The 19,285-nt window shown below is 72.9% G+C and carries 18 protein-coding genes; 7 read left to right on the top strand and 11 right to left on the bottom strand.

Annotation, left to right across the window (positions count from 1 at the left end; all coding sequences use genetic code 11):
• Positions 1–84 precede the first annotated feature (84 nt).
• Positions 85–2,205, top strand: a complete 2,121-nt coding sequence (locus tag ACFYZL_RS29055; protein ID WP_388682978.1) for an alpha-galactosidase — start codon at positions 85–87, stop codon at positions 2,203–2,205.
• Positions 2,206–2,279: 74 nt separating this feature from the next.
• Positions 2,280–3,197, top strand: coding sequence for an alkaline phosphatase family protein (locus ACFYZL_RS29050; protein ID WP_384744266.1), 918 nt, complete (start codon positions 2,280–2,282; stop codon positions 3,195–3,197).
• On the opposite strand, the gene ACFYZL_RS29045 is transcribed toward ACFYZL_RS29050, so the two are convergent.
• A complete protein-coding gene (locus tag ACFYZL_RS29045) occupies positions 3,137–4,477 on the bottom strand; it encodes a DUF2252 domain-containing protein (RefSeq protein WP_384744267.1) in 1,341 nt (446 codons plus the stop codon). The two genes, ACFYZL_RS29050 and ACFYZL_RS29045, sit on opposite strands and share 61 nt — an antisense overlap.
• Before the next feature lie 243 nt (positions 4,478–4,720).
• Between ACFYZL_RS29045 and ACFYZL_RS29040 the strand changes: the two genes are divergently transcribed.
• Together ACFYZL_RS29040 and ACFYZL_RS29035 are read left to right on the top strand one after the other, a co-directional pair.
• On the top strand, positions 4,721–6,097 hold the full coding sequence (locus tag ACFYZL_RS29040; protein WP_388682975.1) for a hypothetical protein: 1,377 nt from the start codon (positions 4,721–4,723) through the stop codon (positions 6,095–6,097).
• Between the two features lie 73 nt (positions 6,098–6,170).
• Positions 6,171–6,548 (top strand): hypothetical protein, encoded by a 378-nt coding sequence (locus tag ACFYZL_RS29035; RefSeq protein WP_384744270.1) that lies wholly within the window; start codon positions 6,171–6,173, stop codon positions 6,546–6,548.
• Here the strand turns inward: ACFYZL_RS29035 and ACFYZL_RS29030 are convergent.
• From ACFYZL_RS29030 to ACFYZL_RS28985, 10 genes are all read right to left on the bottom strand, one after another.
• Positions 6,530–7,591 carry a magnesium and cobalt transport protein CorA gene (locus tag ACFYZL_RS29030; protein ID WP_384744272.1) on the bottom strand — a complete coding sequence of 354 codons (1,062 nt, stop codon included), beginning with the start codon at positions 7,589–7,591 and terminating at the stop codon, positions 6,530–6,532. The genes ACFYZL_RS29035 and ACFYZL_RS29030 overlap by 19 nt on opposite strands.
• Before the next feature lie 39 nt (positions 7,592–7,630).
• A complete protein-coding gene (locus ACFYZL_RS29025) occupies positions 7,631–8,470 on the bottom strand; it encodes a class II glutamine amidotransferase (RefSeq protein WP_384744273.1) in 840 nt (279 codons plus the stop codon).
• Positions 8,471–8,689: 219 nt separating this feature from the next.
• A complete protein-coding gene (locus ACFYZL_RS29020; RefSeq protein WP_384744275.1) occupies positions 8,690–8,893 on the bottom strand; it encodes a hypothetical protein in 204 nt (67 codons plus the stop codon).
• A gap of 76 nt (positions 8,894–8,969) precedes the next feature.
• Complete coding sequence (locus ACFYZL_RS29015) at positions 8,970–10,373, bottom strand: aminobutyraldehyde dehydrogenase (RefSeq protein ID WP_388682971.1); 1,404 nt, start codon at positions 10,371–10,373, stop codon at positions 8,970–8,972.
• Positions 10,366–11,682, bottom strand: a complete 1,317-nt coding sequence (locus ACFYZL_RS29010) for a flavin monoamine oxidase family protein (RefSeq protein ID WP_384744278.1) — start codon at positions 11,680–11,682, stop codon at positions 10,366–10,368. Before ACFYZL_RS29010 ends, ACFYZL_RS29015 begins: the two co-directional genes overlap by 8 nt.
• A 15-nt stretch (positions 11,683–11,697) precedes the next feature.
• On the bottom strand, positions 11,698–12,804 hold the full coding sequence (locus tag ACFYZL_RS29005) for an ABC transporter ATP-binding protein (RefSeq protein WP_388682968.1): 1,107 nt from the start codon (positions 12,802–12,804) through the stop codon (positions 11,698–11,700).
• Between the two features lie 5 nt (positions 12,805–12,809).
• Positions 12,810–13,649 carry an ABC transporter permease gene (locus ACFYZL_RS29000; protein ID WP_388682965.1) on the bottom strand — a complete coding sequence of 280 codons (840 nt, stop codon included), beginning with the start codon at positions 13,647–13,649 and terminating at the stop codon, positions 12,810–12,812.
• Complete coding sequence (locus ACFYZL_RS28995) at positions 13,646–14,467, bottom strand: ABC transporter permease (protein ID WP_384744282.1); 822 nt, start codon at positions 14,465–14,467, stop codon at positions 13,646–13,648. Before ACFYZL_RS28995 ends, ACFYZL_RS29000 begins: the two co-directional genes overlap by 4 nt.
• 121 nt (positions 14,468–14,588) lie before the next feature.
• The gene (locus ACFYZL_RS28990; RefSeq protein ID WP_384744285.1) at positions 14,589–15,719 is read right to left on the bottom strand and encodes an extracellular solute-binding protein; all 1,131 of its coding nucleotides are present in this window, start codon (positions 15,717–15,719) and stop codon (positions 14,589–14,591) included.
• Between the two features lie 104 nt (positions 15,720–15,823).
• The gene (locus ACFYZL_RS28985) at positions 15,824–16,993 is read right to left on the bottom strand and encodes an aromatic ring-hydroxylating dioxygenase subunit alpha (protein ID WP_384753563.1); all 1,170 of its coding nucleotides are present in this window, start codon (positions 16,991–16,993) and stop codon (positions 15,824–15,826) included.
• Between the two features lie 401 nt (positions 16,994–17,394).
• On the opposite strand from ACFYZL_RS28985, the gene ACFYZL_RS28980 reads away from it, so the two are divergent.
• The 3 genes from ACFYZL_RS28980 to ACFYZL_RS28970 are packed head-to-tail and all read left to right on the top strand — an operon-like array spanning position 17,395 to position 19,285.
• Complete coding sequence (locus tag ACFYZL_RS28980) at positions 17,395–17,796, top strand: hypothetical protein (RefSeq protein WP_384753560.1); 402 nt, start codon at positions 17,395–17,397, stop codon at positions 17,794–17,796.
• Positions 17,793–19,097 (top strand): NADH-ubiquinone oxidoreductase-F iron-sulfur binding region domain-containing protein, encoded by a 1,305-nt coding sequence (locus tag ACFYZL_RS28975; RefSeq protein ID WP_388682961.1) that lies wholly within the window; start codon positions 17,793–17,795, stop codon positions 19,095–19,097. The genes ACFYZL_RS28980 and ACFYZL_RS28975 overlap by 4 nt, the downstream gene beginning before the upstream one ends.
• Complete coding sequence (locus tag ACFYZL_RS28970; protein ID WP_388682959.1) at positions 19,094–19,285, top strand: ferredoxin; 192 nt, start codon at positions 19,094–19,096, stop codon at positions 19,283–19,285. The genes ACFYZL_RS28975 and ACFYZL_RS28970 overlap by 4 nt, the downstream gene beginning before the upstream one ends.

Below are 19,285 nucleotides of genomic sequence, written 5' to 3'. Positions count from 1 at the left end.
CGGGAGTTGGGCCGGCCCTACGCTCGGGGCCCAACTCCGCCCGCAGACAACCGCGTTCACATCCGCACGTCAGGGGACCCATCCGTGCTCGCCACGCTCCCGCTCGTCACCTTCGATCCCGATCCGGGCCTCGCGGTGCTGCGCACGCCCCACAGCGTGTACGCCCTCCGCGTCGGCGCGGACGGCAGTCCCCGGCACGTGTACTGGGGTGCGCCGCTCGACACCGGACTGCTGTCCGAGCTGCCGGAGGCCGTCTCCCCCGCCGCGAGCAGCTTCGAGGCCGATGCCGCCGCCGACGAACTCGCACCGCAGACCGGTGCGCGCTTCGGACCGGCCGGGCTCCAGGTCCGCTTCTCCGACGGCACCCGGGGCACCCAGTGGCACTTCGCCGGCCACCGCGTCGAGGGCGGCGAACTGCGGCTGCGCCTCGACGACCGCCACCGGCCGCTGCGCACCGAACTGTGCTACCGCGTCCGGGCGGGCAGCGACGTCATCGAGCGCTGGACGGAACTGACCCACACCGGGACCACGGACGATCCCGTCTCGGTCGACCGGCTCGACTCGGCCGCCTGGACCGCTCCCCCGCTGGCCGACTACCGGCTGAGCCATCTGGTCGGCGGCTGGAACAGCGAGTTCCAGCTCCGGCGCGACCGGTTGCCCGTCGCCGAGACCGTGCTGACGAGCCGTCGGGGACTCACCGGCCACCACGCCTCCCCCTGGCTCGCCGTCGACGACGGCACCGCGACGGAGGAGTCGGGCGAGGTGTGGAGCACCGCCCTCGCCTGGAGCGGGAGTTGGCGCGTCACGGTCCACCGCGATCCCGTCGGCCGCACCACCTGGACCGGCGGCTTCGGGCACGAGGGGATCGGCTGGACCCTGCGGCCCGGGCAGAGCCTTCGTACACCGGTGTACGCGGGCCTCCACACCCCGCACGGCTTCGGCGCGGCCAGCCGCGCCTGGCACGACCACGTACGGAGGCACGTACTGCCGGAGCCCGACCGGGACCGGCCGGTCCTCTACAACTCGTGGGAGGCCACCGGGTTCGACGTCCACGAGGCCGGTCAGATGCGGTTGGCCGGGCTGGCCGCCCGCGCCGGCGCGGAGCTCTTCGTCCTGGACGACGGCTGGTTCGGCACCCGCCGCGACGACCGTTCCGGGCTCGGGGACTGGACTCCGCGGCCCGAGGCCTTCCCCCGCGGACTGCGACCCCTCGCCGACGAGGTGCACCGGCTCGGGATGGCGTTCGGACTGTGGGTGGAGCCCGAAATGGTCAACCGGGACAGCGAGTTGTACCGGGCCCACCCCGATTGGGTCGTCCACTCCCCCCGGCTCGACGCGACCGAGCTCCGCAACCAGCTGGTGCTGGACTTCGGGCTGCCCGAGGTCGAGGCGTGGGCCCAGGAGACGCTCGACCGGCTCGTGCGCGACCACGACGTCGACTGGCTCAAGTGGGACGCCAACCGGGCCTTCACCGAGGCCGGCCGGCCGGGCGGGCCCGACCCGGACCGGCTGTGGATCGACCACACCCGCGCCGTCCACCGGATCATGGACCGGCTCCGTGCCGCCCACCCCGGTCTGCGCATCGAGGCGTGCGCGGGTGGCGGCGGGCGCGTCGACCTCGGGATCCTCGCCCGTACCGACCAGGCGTGGACCTCGGACAACACCGACCCGGTGGACCGGATCGGCATCCAGCACGGGTTCGGGCAGCTCTTCCCCGCGCAGGCCATGGCCGCGTGGGTCACCGACAGCCCGAACGGGGTCACCGGCCGGCGCACCCCGCTGCGGTTCCGCTTCCACGTCGCGATGGCCGGGGCCCTGGGCCTCGGCGGGGACCTCACCTCCTGGAGCGAGGAGGAACTCGCCGAAGCCGCCGGACTCGTGGACCTGTACAAGCGGATCCGCCCGCTCGTCCAGCGGGGACACCAGTACCGCGTCGCCCCGCCCGACGGCCCCGTGACCGCGGTCCACTACGCGGCGCACGACGACTCCGAGCACGTGGTCCTCGCATGGCGTCCCACGGCCCGCTTCGGCCATCCGCCCGCCCCCGTGCGGCTGCCCGCCCTCGACCCGGGGGCGCGGTACGTGGACGAGGACCTGGGCCGGGTGCACAGCGGCGCCGCGCTCGTCCGTCACGGCCTCGATCCGCGGCTGCCGGCGGGCGACCACGCCAGCAGCCTCATCCGGCTCCGCCGGGTCGCCCCCTGACCCTCGCGCGCGCCACCCGCTCGGCCCGCCCCGACGCCCCTCCCCACCCGCCCACGACACGTCTGGACCGGCCCATGGACGACACCACCCGGAACACCGCCCGCGTACTGGTGGTCGGCATCGACGGGGTGCGCCTCGACCTGCTGCCCGAGGTCGACACCCCGCACCTCGACGGGATCGCCCGTGCGGGCTTCCTGGCACCCGTCGAGGTGGACGCCGACACCCCCACGATGTCGGGCCCGTGCTGGGCCACGATCGTCACCGGGGTCGGTGTCGCCAAGCACGGGGTGTGGGGCAACCGCTTCGACGGCCACCGCCTCGACGTGTTCCCCGACTTCACCACCCGGCTCGCCGCCGACTGCGGTCGGCGCACCTTCGCCGTCGGGGGCTGGGAGCCGCTGTTCCTCGCCCGGCAGGGCGGCCCGCTCTTCGCCGCCCCCACCCGGCTCGGCTACGTCGCGCCCCGCGAGGACACCCCCGGGGCGTGGGAGGAGGCGGACGAGCGGGTGACCGCCGACGCGGAACACCTCCTCGGGCTGGACGAGGAGCTGCACGCCGGCTTCGTCTACCTGGGCGCGGTCGACGAGACCGCGCACTTCCTCGGCTGCGGTCCCGAGTACCGCCGTGCGATCGAGGCGGCGGACCGGCGCCTCGGCCGGCTCCTGGCCGCCGTACGCCGCCGCCCCGATCACCGGGGCGAGCGGTGGACGGTCATCGTGGTGACGGACCACGGTCACCGTGACGAAGGGGGCCACGGGGGACGGAGCCCGCTGGAGCGCACGGCCTGGATCGCCGCGTGTGGGCCCGGCCTGTCGCCCGCCACGGCACCGTCGGCCCTCCGACACGCCGATGTCGCCGCCCACGTCTACACCGCGCTCGGCATCACCCCCGACCCGCACTGGACCTTGGACGGCGTCGCCTTCGCGTCGGTTCAGACGCCGGTGATGGCGGTGACGGAGCCGTCGGCGACGGCGGCGGTCAGCAGGGCGTGATCCGCGGCGGTGCGGTCGGCGTAGCGCAGCGCGAAGCCGGCGACGGCCCGGTCGAAGGTGTCGGCGTTGCCCAGGTACCCGGCGATGGCGATGCGGTCGCCGGAGCGGGCGTGGGCGCGCGCCAGCGCCCGGCCGCACAGCGCGGCGTACTGCCCGAGGACGCCCCGGGACATGCTCGCGACATCGGCCGATCCCTTCATGTCGCGCAGCTGCCGGACGTAGAAGTGGCGTCCTCCGGGGCCGGTCATCCACCCGAGGAAGATGTCGCTCGTGGCCTGGAGCAGCCGCTGGCCGGCGACGACCCGGTGACCGTGGTGATCATGGCCTCCGGCCGGGAGGTGGCCCTCCAGGACGGACGGGCCGGCCTCCTTGATCTGCAGGAAGAGCGGGTCGTCGTCGTCCCGGCCGGTGAGCAGCACGATGTGGCAGCGGGTCCCCACGCTCCCGACGCCGACGACCTTGCGCGCCACGTCGACCAGCCGGTAGCGGTCCAGGAGCATGTGGCGCTCCTCGGGGAGCGTGTTGCGGTATTCGCCGAAGAGCTCGCCCACGGCCTGGGTATCCGCCCGGGTCAGCGGTTCCAGCAGGGGCGGGTCGTGGATGATGCGCCGGCCGCCGTCGCGCGCCTCCGTCAGCTTCTCGAGGGCGCGCAGGCTGGTACGGGTGCGGGCGCGCGCCAACGTGGCCTCGACTCGGCCGCGCAGCTTGGGCCTGCGGATGAGGGGCACCAGATCGGCGGTGTCGATCCGGTGGTACCAGACGTCCAGCTCGCCCTGCCCGGCGAGCTCCCTGATGGTCTCCCGGTAGGACCGGGCCGCCGCCAGGGCCGATTCCCGGGCCCAGTCGTCGCCGTGGCCGTTCTGACGGGCCGCCACCGCGACGCTCGCGACGAGCCGCTTGACGTCCCATTCGAAGGGGCCGGGCAGGGTCTCGTCGAAGTCGTTGAGGTCGAAGAGCAGGGCGCGTTCGGGTGAGGCGAACACTCCGAAGTTCAGCAGGTGCGCGTCCCCGGCCAGCTGGACGGTCAGGCCCGTGTCCGGTTGGGCCGCCAGGTCGGCCGCCATGACCGCGGCCGCGCCGCGCAGGAACGCGAACGGCGAGGCCGCCATCCGGCCGTAGCGGATCGGCAGGAGTTCCGGGACCCTGCCGGCCGCCTGCCGCCGCAGCACCGCGACGGGATCGGGGCGCTCGGGCGACACGGTCCACTGACCGTGCGAGGCACGGCTGAGGCTCTTGCGGACGGCCCGCCCGCGTCGGGACCGCTCGGCCGGACTGCTCATGCTCCGCTCCTTGTCACCGGTCCCCTCATCCTGAGCGCACCGCGCCCGGCGCGCACGTCACCGCCCGCCGCTGCCCCGGCCCCCGCACCCGTTTCCGCATGGATGAATCTTCAACGTGTATGAATCGGGCGTGAGTTGGCCGGATCCCGAGGTGACCGCCGTTGTGCGCACATGGCATGATCATTCGGACGTTACCTACGAGTAACGACTCCTCCTCCCCCACGATCCGAAGGTCACTCCGACGTGCGCACGCTCGCCCGACGCCTCCTGCTCCCCTGCCTGACGACCCTGGCACTCACCGCCACCGCCTGCTCCTCCCCCACCCACACCGGTTCCGCCGACCAGCCGAAGAACCCGGCCGCCTCCGCGTCCGAGGCCGCCGGCGACGGCCGGCTCGACGTCGCCTCCGCCCCCGAGGGATCCGCCGCGCCGACGGCCGTGGCCCGCGCCCGTGCCGGCCAGGGACGGCCCGAGAAGTCCTCCCTGAAGGTCGCCTCCTACGACAAGACGAGCGGCCGCGCCGTCATAGCGGCCACCCCCCAGGAGCACACGGGCGCGCCCAACCCCGTGGCGGTGGACGACGTCATCGCCAGCGCGCCGGCGCCCGGTGCCCCCGACGGTCTCCTCGCGAAGGTCACCGAGGTGGTCGGGAAGACCGACCGCGGCATCGAGGTGAAGACCGCTCCCACCACGCTGGCCTCCGTCCTCAAGGAGGACAAGGCCGACGGCAAGGTCCCGGTCGACCCGGCGTCGGTCACCGTCGAGCCGCTGATGAAGGGCGTCACCTTCTCCTGGGCCAAGGGCCAGGGCGCCCGGTTCGGCCCCAAGGGCGCGGAGCTGCCCCTCGGCAGCCTGCGCCTCGACGTGAACGCCGCGGTGGACACCGCCGAGGGTGCGCCCGTCTCGGCCGGCGCCTCGGTGTCGGGCTTCGTACAGCTCGCCCCCAAGGTCGAGTTCGCGTACGACGGCACGCCGGGCGGCGGCGCGGGCCCGCACTCCGCCTTCCTCGGGATGAGCGGCGACTGGTCCTCGCGGTGGGAGCTGAAGGGCCGCGCCGCCGCGAGCACCGGGGCGCCCAAGCGGATCCCGTTCGCCACGCTCCGCAGCGCTCCCGTGATCCAGGTCGGCCCCGTTCCCGTCGTGGTCAACCTGAGCCTAACCTGCTACGTCCAGGTGGAGGCCGACGGCCGGGTGACCCTCGACGTGCAGCAGGACGTCAAGGGCGACTTCCGGGTCGGCGGCGGTTACACGGCGGGCAAGGGCTGGGCCCCGGTCAGCACCTCGGCCGTGCAGAGCTCGCCGGTCAAGGCGGGCGTCACCGCCGCCGGGCGGGTCAAGGGCGCCCTCGGCGCGGAGGCCTCCGTCGGTCTGTACGGAGCCGTCGGCGTCAGCGCCGACTTCGCCCCCTACCTGCGCGGCGAGGCCGACGCCAAGGCGACCGCCTCCACCGACGGCAAGGCCTCGGTCTCGGGCGCCTGGGCCCTGTACGGCGGCTTCGACCTGAGCGGACAGCTCCACCTCCAGCTGTCCCTGTTCGGCACGCCGGTCTTCGAGCGCCGCATCCCGCTCGGCTCCCTCAACCGGGAGTGGCCCCTCGCCAACGGCGGCGTCACCCGCTGACCGCCCTCGGCCCGGCAGGACTTCAAGTACGACGCGGCCCCGTAGCCCCGGATCCGGGGCTACGCTCCACAGGATGGAACGCGCAGAGGTACTCAAGCGAGTGATCGGCATCCTCACCGAGGCCCAGGAGATCCGCCGGGCCGCCGAGGCCGGTGAGGACGCCGACGGCTACGACGCCGACCTGGCGGCGGCCCCCGGGGTGGCCACGACGCTCCTGAACGAGATGCTGCCGTCGATCAGCGTGCCGGCCGACGCGTCTCCGCAGCAGGTGGCGACCCTGGTGGCCGAGGCCCTCGGCCCGGCGCTGCACACCATGGTCTCCGGATTCAGCCTGGCGTTCACCAGCCTCGCCATCGCGCACGACAACGGGCGCACGGACGTTTCGGCGATCGAGGTGCTCCAGGAACTCGCCCTGGAGATCGAGGCGGGTACCTACGACGAGGGTCCGTAGGCACCCGCCCGGCTCCGGGGCGGGCCCGAGGGCTCGGGCATCAGCTGTCCCGGATGGCTGCGCCGCCGGCGCAGCCAGACGTACAGCAGCAGGCAGGGCAGCAGCAGCCCGGCGAGGGTGAAGGCGAGGAACGCCGTGAAGCTGCTGATGTGGCCCACCATCCACCCGAAGTTCTGCCCGAAGAAGCCGACGACGAACGACAGCGGCAGGAACACCGAGGCGAGGACGGTGAGCCGCTCCATCGTGGCACTCTGCCGGAGGTTGATCTTGTTCTGTTCGACGGAGATCACCGCGATGTTCGCCTCCAGCACGGTGGTCAGGAGGTCGCGCTGGGCGGCGACCTCCTCGTTGACCAGCAGCAGGTGGTCGTGCACGTCGCGGAAGTAGGGCAGCAGCGCCGACGGTGACTTGCCCGGCTGGAGACGCCGCCCGAGCACGGCGAGCAGCGGGTGCACGGCCCGGTAGAAATCGGTGGCCTCACGGCGCAGGGAGTAGATCCGCTCGGTCGGCGCGACCGCCCCGGAGAACACGGTGGCCTCGATCTGCTCGATGTCGCGTTCGAGCTCCCCTACGACCGGCGCGTAGCTGTCGACGACCTGGTCCAGGATCGCCCAGAGCGTCGCGGCGCTGCCGTTCTTCAGCAGTTCGGGGCGGCTTTCGAGCCGGCTCCGGGCACCGTGCAGCTCGCTCGCGATGCCCTGGCGCACGGTGATCACGAAGTGTTCGGCGAGGAAGACGCTGATCTCGCCGGTGTCGATCTCCTCGCGTTCGTCGTCGTAGCGGGCCGTGCGCAGGATGATCAGCTCGGTGCCGTCCTCGTACTGCTCGGCCTTGGGCCGCAGGTGGTAGGCGGTGGCGTCCTCGACCGCGAGTTCGTGGAGCCCGAAGATCTCCCGGATGCGGGCCAGCTCCTCGGGGCCCGGTTCGAAGACGCCCAGCCAGACGAACCCGCCCGTCGTGCAGCGCGCGGCCGCCTCCTCCAGCGGCATCGCGCCTTCGTGCTGGCGCCGCCCGTCCCGGTAGTGTGCGCAATCGACGATCATGGCATTCCTCCCTCATGATCGCGCGGCGGTCCCGGTGGTTCAGGAAACCTCGGGGACGAAGGGGAAGTAGTCGTCCCCGGAGTCCGACGGGATGACCGCGTAGCTGGCTTCCGGGAGCTCGTTCCAGACACCGGGCAGGTCTCCCAGCGGCTCGGAGACGACGATGCGGGAGGAGTCCGACACGTTGTTCAGGTAGTCCAGTTCCGGGTACAGACGCCGTACGGTCTCGGCCTTGCTGCTGTAGAACAAGGACCGCGTCTTGCCCTGGCTGGAGTACCGGAAGGCCCATACGCGGGTGCCGTCGCTGACCGCCACCGTCATCTGCAGGGGGTCGGCGACGCCGTGCTGGTCGCCGAGCCGCTCCACGAGACCCGCCATCCTGGCCACCGCGCCCGGCACGTCCTGGTCCAGCCCGAAGGTCACCGCGAGGTAGAACATCACCTCCGAGTCGGTGGAGCCCTCGATGGACGGGAACAGGGCCGGGTCGACCGCCATGTACAGGTCGCGTTGCAGCCGCTCGAACTCCGAGATGGCACCGTTGTGCATCCACAGCCACCGGCCGTGGCGGAACGGATGGCAGTTGGTCTGCTGGATGGCCGAGCCCGTCGAGGCGCGCACGTGGGCGAAGAAGAGGGGCGAGCGCACGTGGGCCGCGAGTTCCTGCAGGTTGCGGTTGTTCCAGGCGGGGCCCACGTCCCGGAAGATCGCCGGTGTCCTGTCTCCGTCCGCGGTGTACCAGCCGATTCCGAAGCCGTCGCCGTTCGTGGATTCCACGCCCATCCGGGCGCGCAGGCTCTGGTTGATCAACGAGTGCTCCGGGCGGTACAGCAGCGTGTCGAGGAGCACCGGCGAGCCGTAGAAGGCCAGCCAGCGACACATGCGCATCACCTCTTTCGTGGCCGGCTTCGAGCCTAACCCCGCATGCGCTCACGTCGCCGCAGGCACGGCTCCTGGCTGCGCGGTACAGGTGATCACCGCGCCTTCCCGGGTGCGTACGGCGGCCGGACCGACCCCGGCCCCGGGCCCGGGGTCGGGGTCGGGGTCGGGGTCGGGGTCGGGGTCGGGGTCGGTGGTGCGCGGTCCGTCGGTTCGGCCGATTCAGCCGTGCTTCGGGCTCACCCAGCGCGTCCCCTTCCCGCTCTCCTTCTCGGGCTGCTGCGGGCGGTCGAGGCGGCTGGCCTCGTCCGTGTCGGCGGCAGCCGTGCGCCGGTCGTCCCGGCGTTCGGCGTGCGGCTTGCGGTGCCGGGCCTGCTCACTGTCGTCGTGCAGCGGCACCCCGCCTGCTCCACCCTGCTCGTCCATCGTGGGCCTCCTCCCGTTCCGGACCCCCGCGGGGCGGCTGCCCGGCTCCGGGCACCCGAAACGCGGCGGGCCGGGGTCACAGCATGACGTGCTTGGCCTGGGTGTACTCCAGGAGGCCGGTCAGGGAGAGGTCGCTGCCGTAGCCGGAGTGCTTGACCCCGCCGTGGGGCATCTCGGAGACGGTGGTGCCGTGCGTGTTCACCCAGACGATGCCGGTGTGCAGGGCCCGGGTGGCACGCATCGCACGGTCGTGGTCCTTCGTCCAGACGCTCGCGGCCAGACCGAAGCGGACGCCGTTGGCGAGGCGCAGGGCCTCTTCCTCGTCCGTGAAGGGCTGGACGGTCACGACGGGGCCGAAGACCTCCTCCTGCACGATCTCGTCGTCCTGGCGGACGCCCGCGACGACGGTGGGCGCGTGGAAGAAGCCGGGGCGCGGGAGCCGGGCACCGCCGGTGACGATCTCGGCACGGGCGGGCAGCCGCTCCAGCAGACCGCGGACCGAGGCCAGCTGGGCGGCGCTGTTGAGCGGGCCGAAGGCCGCGTCGCGGTTCGCCGGCGCGCCGGCGGCCTCGGTGAAGGCCGCGAGGAACGCGTCGTGCACCCGCCGGTGCACGAGGAGCCGGGTGGGCGCGGTGCAGTCCTGGCCCGCGTTGTAGTAGGCGACCTCGGCCAGTGCCGCGGCGGTCGCCCCGACGTCCGCGTCGTCGTGGACGATGACGGGGGCGTTGCCGCCGAGCTCCAGGTGGACCCGCTTGAGATCGGCCGCCGCGGCGGCCGCGATCTCGCGCCCGGCCCGTACGCTGCCGGTGACGGCGATCAGGGCGACCTCGGGGTGGGCGGTGAGCTCCCGGCCGGTGTCCCGGTCCCCGCACACGACGTTGAGCACGCCGGGCGGGAGGTGGGCGGCCGCGATCCTGGCCAGCAGGACGGCGGAGGAGGGTGTGGTGTCCGCCGGTTTGAGGACGGTCGTGTTCCCGACGGCGAGGGCCGGCGCGATCTTCCAGGCCGCCATCATCAGCGGGTAGTTCCAGGGCGTGATCTGGGCGCAGACGCCGACCGGTTCGCGGCGCAGCAGGGAGGTGCGGCCCTCGGTGTACTCGGCCGCGGCGGCGCCCGGCAGGTTGCGTGCGGCGCCGGCGAAGAACCGTACGGTGTCGGCGATCGCGGGCAGCTCGTCGGTACGGAACCGCTCCGCCGGCTTGCCGGTGTCCGCGGTCTCGGCGGCCGTCAGCTCGTCCGCGTACGCCTCGATCGCGTCGGCGATGCCGAGCAGGGCGCGCTGGCGCGTGGCCGGGGTGGTCGCGGACCAGCCTGGCAGGGCCGCTGCCGCCGCCGCACAGGCGGCGTCGGTGTCGGCTCGGCCGGAGCGGGGAGCGCGGCCGTGTACCTCGCCGGTGGCGGGGTCGGTCAGTTCCATGGTCGCGCCGGAGGCGGCGGGGAGGTCGGCGCCGCCGATGTGGTTGCGCAGGGCGTCAGCCACGGCTCAGCACCTCCCGGGCGGCGTCGCGACCGGTGCGTACGGCGCCCTCCATGTAGCCGGCCACCCACTGGTCGGAGCCGCACACGTAGAAGGGCGGTTCGTGGGTGCCGTGCAGGGGGCCGACGCCCATCACGTCGCCGGGGGTCCACTGGGTGACGTAGCCCTGGGTCCACGGGTCGGTGCCCCACAGCCGCAGGTGGGTGGTGAGCGGCCGGTGGGCCTCCTCGCCGTAGAGGCGGGCGATGTCGGCCAGCAGCTCGGGGGTGCGCAGGGGGCCGGGGATGCCGAGCAGTACGCCGTAGCGTTCGGGCGGGACGAGGGCGGAGAGGACGCCTTCGCTCTGCGGCCAGGTGCTGCCGAGGACGCCTTCGCATTCGGAGAGCCCGCTCAGGCCCCGCTCCCGCCAGAAGGGGGTCTCGTAGCAGGCGGTGAACTTGGCGGCGAGCGCGTGGCGCTGTCGGTGGAGCGAGGCCAGGCGGGCTTCGGAGACGCCGCTGACGGCGACCGAGCGCAGCGGGCCCGCGGGCAGGGCGCTGACGACGGCGGCGGCGGTGAGGGTCTCGCCGCCCGCGATCCGTACGGCGCACCCCCTGGGCCGGCGTACCGCGACCGCCTCGACGGGCGCCCCGGTGCGGACGCGGGCGCCGAGGCCCTCGGCCATGCGCAGGGCGACGGTGGCCGAGCCCTCGGCGACCCGCAGGCCTTCCCAGGCCTCGTAGTCGTAGTGGCCGGGGCCGGGGACGGCGGCGTTCTTGCGCAGGGCGGCGAGCAGCGAGGTGCGCTCGTACGAGCCGTCGGCGAGGGCGAGCTGGCCGATCTCCCACAGGCGTACGACGGCCGGGCCGGCCCCCTCGGAGCGCAGCCAGTCGGCGACGGAGAGCCGGTCGAGGGCGGTGGCGTCGGGGTGGGACCACGGGTCGTCGGGGTCGACGGTCCGGGCGAGTTCGGTGAAGGCGGCGGTGACCTTCCGGTGGCAGGCGTCGTCTCCTTGCCGGAACCAGTGGGGCGGGTCCCCGGCCGAGACCCCTTCGGGGGTGGCGCGGGCGAGGGCGCCGGGCTCGGCGACGTAGCTGGGGACGAGGGTGAGGCCGAGTTCCTCGGCGAGGGCCGTGTAGGCGGTGTGGGCGCGGCCGACGACCTCGCCGCCGAGCTGGACGAGCCTGCCGTCGGGGAGTTCGGTCTGTTCGACGCGTCCGCCGACCCGGTCGCGGGCCTCCAGTACGAGGACGTCGGCCCCGGCGGCGGCGAGGTCGCGTGCCGCGGCGAGGCCGGCGAGGCCGGCGCCGAGCACGATGACGTCGTGGTTCATTGCGGGTGCCTCCGGTCAGGCGTCGGCGTGGTCGAGGACCAGGCAGTGTTCGGGCTTCCAGGCGATCTCGACCTGCTCGCCGCCGCTCCAGCGGTCCTCCATGCGGGAGCGGACGGTGTTCTGCTCCAGCACGGACACCGTGACTCCGGGGGCGAGTTCGATGAGGTAGGTGGTGGTGGGGCCGGAGTAGACGGTCTCGCGGACGACCCCGCCGACGGTGGCCATGCCCGGTTCGAAGTCGGAGAGCCAGATCTTCTCGGGGCGGATCGACAGGCTGACGCGGCTCCCGTCGGGGACGCCGGGTCGGGTGCCGACGGGCAGGGCGGGGCCCTCGTCGAGGACGACGCGGCCGGCCCGGTAGGTGCCGGGGACCAGGTTGGAGGTGCCCATGAAGGAGGCCACGAAGCGGCTCGTCGGGCGCTCGTACACGTCCTCGGGCGTGCCGCACTGCTCGATGCGGCCCTCGTTCATGACGGCGAGGCGGTCCGACATGGTCAGGGCCTCGTCCTGGTCGTGGGTGACGAAGACGAAGGTGATGCCGACCTCGCGCTGGATCTGCTTGAGCTCGATCTGCATCTGGCGGCGGAGCTTGAGGTCGAGGGCGGCCAGCGGCTCGTCCAACAGGAGGACCTGGGGCCGGTTGACCAGGGCGCGGGCCAGCGCGACGCGCTGGCGCTGGCCGCCGGAGAGGGTGGGCGGCTTGCGACCGGCCAGCCCGCCGAGCTGGACGAGGTCGAGCATGTCGGCGACCCTTTGGCGGATCTCGGCGCGGGCGACGCCCTTGCGCTTGAGGCCGAAGGCCACGTTGTCGGCGAGCGAGAGGTGGTCGAAGAGGGCGTAGCTCTGGAAGACGGTGTTGACGTTGCGCTTGTTCGGCGGGAGGCCGGTGACGTCCTCGCCGTCGAGCAGGACGCGGCCTTCCGTGGGGTCGGCGAAACCTCCGGTCATCCGCAGCAGGGTGGTCTTCCCGCACCCGGAGGGGCCGAGGAGGGAGAAGAACTCGCCCTGGGATATGTCGAGTTCGACCTGGTGCACGGCGTAGGTGCCGGCCGCTCCGGGGTAGTGCTTGCTCACGCGGTCGAGACGCACGGCGGGGGTCGGGTGCACGGGTGTCGGGTACATGGGGATCACTTCCCGGAGAGCAGGTCGAGGCCGCCGCGGCGCCCCATCAGGCGCGGAATGGCGAGTGCGAGGACGATCAGGGCGACGGATCCGGCCAGCATCAGCGTGCCCACGGCGTTGATGGTGGGCTGGACGCCGAACCTGATGGCCGAGTAGATGCGGACGGACAGCGGCTGCGGGTCGACTCCGGTGGTGAAGTAGGCGAGGACGAAGTCGTCGAAGACCAGGGCGAAGATCAGCACCGCGGAGGCCAGGATGCTGGGCAGCAGCGCGGGCAGGGTGACCAGGAAGAGGGCCTGCCGGCGGGTGGCGCCGAGGTCCATCGCGGCCTCTTCGACCTCCGGGTTCAGGGCGGCGATGCGGGAGCGCAGGATGACCGTCACGTAGGAGATGGAGAAGGTGATCTCGGCGAGCATCACGGTGGTGGTGGACAGGGTGATGCCGAGGCCCTTGAAGAGCATCATCGCCGCGACACCGGTGACGATCTCCGGGGTGATCAGCGGGACGAGCATGACCAGGCCCGCGAGGGAGCCGAGCCGGGAGCGGGCGCGGACCAGGCCGAGGGCCAGGGTCACTCCGAGGACGAGCGAGCCCACCATGGCGACGAGGGACACCTGAAGGCTCATGCCGAGCGAGCCGATCAGTACGTCGTCGTGGAAGAACTCCCGGTACCAGCGGAGGCTGAAGCCGTCGAGGACGGTGAGGGACTTCTGCGCGTTGAAGGAGAACAGGGTGACGACGCCGACGGGGAGGTAGAGCAGGACGAAGAAGAGCGCGGTGACGGCGATGGCGAAGCGGGGCCGGCGATCGGCTCCGCGGCGGCCGCTGCTCCGGCGGAGCTTCATCGGGCGGCCTCCGCTTCGTCCTTGCGGGCGCGGCGCAGGTATCCCAGCATGCCGAGCAGCAGGACCGCCATGAGCAGCATGGTCAGGGCCGAGCCGAGGGGCCAGTTCTGGCCCTGGAAGAACTTGTCCTGGATCAGGTTGCCGATCATGATCTGGTCGGGGCCTCCCATGAGCTGTGCGCTGACGAAGTCGCCCATGGCGGGCAGGAAGACGAGGACGCAGCCGGCGACGGCGCCCTGCCGGGTGGCGGGGACGGTGACGAAGAAGAAGGTGCGCAGGGGACCGCCGTAGAGGTCGCGTCCGGCCTCGATGAGGGAGGTGTCCATGCGTTCCATGGCCGCGTACAGCGGGATGATCATGAAGACGACGAAGCCGTAGACGAGTCCGGCGATGACGCCGGGGCCGGTCTGGAGGATCTTGGTGCCGTCGTCGGCGAGGCCGATCGAGCGCAGGGCCTTCAGCAGCGGCCCGTCGTCGGAGAGGACGACGGACCAGCCGTACATGCGCACCAGGTAGTTGGCGAAGAACGGTACGACGATCGCGGCGATCAGCAGGTTCTTGAACCGTCCGCCGCGCAGGGCGATGGCGTAGGTGACCGGGTAGGCCACGGCCAGGCAGATGATGCAGGTGATCAGCGCGTAGCCGAGGGAGCGCAGCAGGACGGTCCGGTAGGCCGGGTCGGCCAGTGCGGCGAAGTTGTCGAAGTTGAGCCCGAAGCGCGGGTTCCCGAGCGGGTCGGTGGTGCCGAAGGCGAGGGTGGCCACCAGGAGGAGGGAGGCGACGAGGAACCCGGTCATCCAGAGGGTGCCGGGGAGCATGAGCCCGCTCCACAGTCTCGCCTCCGAGGCCGCCGGGCCGCCGCGCGGCGGGCGGCCGGCTCCGGATCTCCCGGAGCCGGCGGCTCCTCCGGAAGATCCGGGTCGATTGCGTCGGGGCATGTCAGCCGGCCTTCACGTCGGTCCAGGCGGCGTCGCGGCGTTGTTCGCCCTTCACCGTGGCGTTGCGGAAGTAGTGGTCGTCCTTGAGGTCGTCGGCCGTCACCAGGCATTGGGGGAACGGCTCCACGAGGGCGGAGTAGGTGTCCTCCGTCCCCCGCACCGGCATCGGGTAGCCGATGTACTCGATGTTCTTCTTCACGTTCTCCGGGCGGAGCATGTAGTCGATGAAGAGCATCGCGGTGCCGGGGTGCTCCGCGCCCGCGGGGATGGCGTAGCAGTCGGAGTTGACGGGGGCGCCCTCCTTGGCGACCTCGAAGCCGAAGACGGCGGGGTCCTCGGCCTGGGCGAGCATGGCGGCCATGTCCCCGCTCCACGCCTGGGTGATGTCGGCGTTGCCGTTGAGGAGGTTGTTGTAGCTGTCGCTGGAGAAGCCGCGCAGGCGGGGGCGGAGCGAGTGCAGGGTCTCGGTGACCCGTGCGAGCTCGGCCGGGTCTTCGGTGCCGAGGCCGACGCCGGCCTTGAGCGCGCCCATGCCGAGCACCTCGTCGCGGTCGTCGAGCACGAAGACCTTGTTCTTGGCCTGCTCGTTCCACAGGTCGGCCCAGGATCCGGTGAGGTCGCCGAGCCGGTCGCGGCGCCAGCCGATGCCGGTCTTGTACATCGTGAAGGGAACGGTGTGCCGGGAGCCGGGGTCGTACCAGGGGTTGGCGAAGTAGTCGTAGCCGCCGAACACGGCTTCCGCGTTCTTCAGGCGGGAGTGCTCGATCGTGCGGAGCTTGCCTCCGGCGGCCAGGCGCTGTGCCCACTTGGCCGTGGGGAAGACGATGTCGTAGCGGTTGCCGGCGTTGAGCTTGGCGGCCATGCCTTCCATCGAGTCGTAGTTCGACTGGATGACCTTGACGCCGTACTCCTTCTCGAAGCCTGCGAAGACGGCCGGGTCGACGAAGTCGGCCCAGTTGAAATAGACCAGGTCGCCGTCGACCTTGACGTCGATCGGGGCCTCCTCGGCCGCCTTGGCGGCCGGGTCGTCACCCGATGCGAACCCGCATCCGGCGGCGGTGAGTCCGACGGCGGCGGCGGTGCCGGCCCGGAGGAAGGAGCGTCTGGTCAGGGAGTGTGCCTCGGGGGACATCGGGGTCCTCTCCGTAGGGGGGCCGTGGGGAACGGCGGGGGTGGGGAACGGTGGGGGATCGAACGGTGCTTCACGGGGCGTGGGGGGTTGCTGCCGTGCGCTGATCAGGGCCGGGGGGTGTCGGCGGCTGCGAGGTCGGCCCGGATGCGGGCCGCGAACCAGCCGACGGCCGACTCGCGGCGGGAAAGGGGCCCGGGTTCGAACCCGGGGGTGGTGAGCCCCTTCTGTACGCGGGCGACCAGCTCGGCGTCCTCGTCGTTGGTGATCCAACCGATGTGGATGTTCAGGCGGCGGGCCAGTCGGGTGCGCAGGCCCGTGCCGCGGCGCGTGTAGAACGCTCCGGGTACCGCGACGCGGTCCACGGCCGTCGGGATGGCGGTCCAGGCCAGCACGTGGTCGGGGTAGAAGTCGATGAGGGTGTTCGGATAGATGACGGCGTACCGCCAGACCCGGCGGTCGGCCTCGGCGAGGCCCGGCATCGGCGCGGCGATGCGCTGGTAGAGGCGTTCGGCCCAGTTCGAGGACGGCTTGTCCCGCAGGGGGGACGCGAACAGGGCGTAGGACTCGTCCAGTTCGCAGCTGTAGCCCTGGTAGTCGAGCAGGCGCATCAGACCGGGGTGGGCCACCGGGACGTGGTAGCCCTCCAGGTAGTTGTCGACCGCCACTTTCCAGTTGGCCTGCTGGACCTCGGCTCGGGCCAGGTCGTGGATCCGGTCGCGGCCCACCGGCACCAGGTCGGCGTCGGCGTAGTGGCCGACGGCCTCGGCGAGTTTGGCGCAGCTCTTGGCGAGCGGTACGGCGTCCATGTCGAGGTTGACGAAGACGAAGCCGAGGAAGGACTCGACGCGGGCCGGGAACAGGCCGAGCCGGGGCTTGTCGAGGCAGGGGATCTGGCGGGCCTCCGGGGCGCCGACCAGGCTGCCGTCGAGGCGGTAGGTCCAGCCGTGGTAAGGGCAGCGGATCGCCTTGCCGTCCGGTTCGGGAACGGTGACGAGGCGCGTTCCGCGATGGCGGCACACGTTGAGGTGGGCGGCCAGGGAGCCGTCCTCGGTGCGGACCACCAGGACCTCCCGGCCCGCGACCGTGGCGGCGAGGCGGGCTCCGGTGGCCGGCAGGTCCGATTCGTGGCAGACGAGCTGCCAGGACCGGGCGAAGACGTGCTCCGTCTCCGCGGCGGCGGTATCGGGGTCGGTGTAGTAGCGGGCCGGCAACGCGGGGCCGGGAACGTCCTGGCCGGGCGGGCCGAGCTGGGTTTCGGGGGCTCTGGACTGCATCGGATGACTCCTCCGTGCCTGCCGTGCGGCGATCGGTGTCCGCGATGCCGAGGCCGACCGGTGCCGATGGAGGCGGCGTGCGGCATGGCGGTCCGGACGGACGCCGGAATCTCGCTGACCGATTGGACAGCCAGATTGCTGGCTCGTTTCCGCCGGGTCAAGACTTGTGCGCTGACCGATCGGTCAGCTAGCGTCATTCGTGGCTGACCGATCGGTCAGTGAGCGTGCCGTCTGTCGCCTCTCCGGCTTTCGCGGGTGTTCGTCCCGCTGGAACCTGCCGGCCGGCCCCTCCCGGGTCTTCTTCCGGGCCCGCACGAACCGCACCGCCCTTCACCACCCGCACCGCGTGCCGCCCCCGGGCACCGCGTGCGCCACCCACCCCACTCCTCGCGGAGGCACCCATGAGCGGTCGTCGGCGTCTGGACTGGCTCGGGCTCACCCCCGAACCCGAGCGGGAGCTCCCCGCGGCGGTCGCCGCCCTGCGCGCTTCGGCGCGTACGGAGCGCGACGAGCCGGCCGCCGCCGAGCGGCGCCGCGTGGAACGCCTCGTACTGCACGGCAGCCGGCACGACTGGCTCCGCTACCTGGCCGAGGTCACCGAGCTGGTGACCACCGCGGCCGCAGGCGGGGCGCACGCCGACCGCGCCGCCGCCCTGCACGCCGCCGAGGTGGTCCTCGACCACCACCGCATGCTCATCGGCCTCCCGGGACCGGGGTACGACCGCACCGCCCAGGACCGCACCGCGCTCGAGCGCGCCGTACTGCACCTGCGCACCGACCCCCGGACAGGAGCCGGCCGATGACCTCCATCCGCCTCCCCACCACACGGTCTCCCGGCTCCGTACTCGGCGCGGCACCGGGCGTGACGGAGCGTGCCGAGGCCCACCGCGCCACCGGCGGCGACGCCGGCGCCACCGACCCGGACGCGCTGCTGCGCCACCTCGACGCGTCCGGTCTGCGCGGGCGCGGCGGGGCGGGCTTCCCCGCGGCCGTCAAGCTGCGCGCCGTCCGCGACCGGGGCGGCGTCCCGGTGGTGGTGGCCAACGGAGAGGAGGGCGAGCCCGGTTCGGTCAAGGACCGCTGGCTGCTGCGGGCCAGACCCCATCTGGTGCTCGACGGTCTGGCCCACGCGGCCGCGATCACCGGCGCCGTACGCGGCTACGTCTACCTCTCCGACCCGGAAGCGGGCGCGTCCGTACGCCGGGCCCTCGCCGAACGCGCGCCGCACCTGCCCGTGGAGGTCGTCGAGACCGACCACACCTATGTGGCGGGCGAGGAGAGCGCGGTCGTCCGCCGGATCGACGGCGGACCCGCCCTGCCCACCTCGAAACCGCCCCGGCCGTTCGAGCGGGGCGTCGGGGGCGCGCCCACCCTGGTCTCCAACGTCGAGACCCTCGCCCGCATCGCCCTCACCGCCGCCCACCCCGGGCTGCGCCGTGTCATCGCCCGCTCCACCCTGATCACGCTGTCCGGTGGGGACGCGGAGCCGGTGCTCACCGAAGTCCCCTACGGCGTCCCGCTGCGCACCCTGGCGGCGTGGCACGGCACCGCCGCCCCGGGCGGGGCCCTGATGGGCGGACTGTTCGGCGGGCTCGTCGACGCCCGGGCCCTCGACCTCCCCCTCGAACCCGACGCACTCGCCGCGGCGGGCACCGCGCTGGGCTGCGGAGCGATCCGCTTCCTCGCCCCCGGTGCCTGCCCGGTCGCCACCGCCGCCGACGCCGTCGGCCACCTCGCCGCCGAGAGCGCACGGCAGTGCGGGGTGTGCGTCTCCGGCACCGCCGCGATCCGCGACACCGTGCACGCCCTCGCCGAGGGCACCGCCGGTCCGGACGCCACCGCCCGGCTGGAGCGGTGGTCGCAGACCCTGCCGGGGCGCGGCGCGTGCGGCCTGCTCGACGCCGCCGCGGCCACCGCCGGCAGCCTCCTGCGCGCCTTCCCCGAACGGGTCCGGTCCCATCTGCGCGGGCCGTGCCCCGACTGCGCCGCCGGCACCGCGGTACGGCCGGACAGCCGCGGGCGCCGCCTGGCCGTACCCGTACCGGAGGTCGCCATGGCGCCGACATCCCGCATCCCGTTGCCCGTACTGAAAGGCACGTCATGAAACTCCTGCTGGACTCCACCCGCTGCCAGGGCTACGGGCTGTGCCAGGAACCCGCGCCCGAGCTGATCGAGCTCGACGAATGGGGCTACGCGAAGGTCATCGCCCTCGGGGTCCCGCCCGGCGGCGAGGAGGCGGCCCGTGCCTGCGCCGCGAGCTGCCCCAATTCCGCCCTCCGAGTGGAGAAGTGA

Origin of the sequence: Streptomyces sp. NPDC001717, from assembly GCF_042892775.1 — a bacterium.
Lineage (GTDB): Bacteria > Actinomycetota > Actinomycetes > Streptomycetales > Streptomycetaceae > Streptomyces.
Note: the sequence above shows the minus strand (reverse complement) of the source record. Positions and strands in the feature narration are given on the sequence as shown.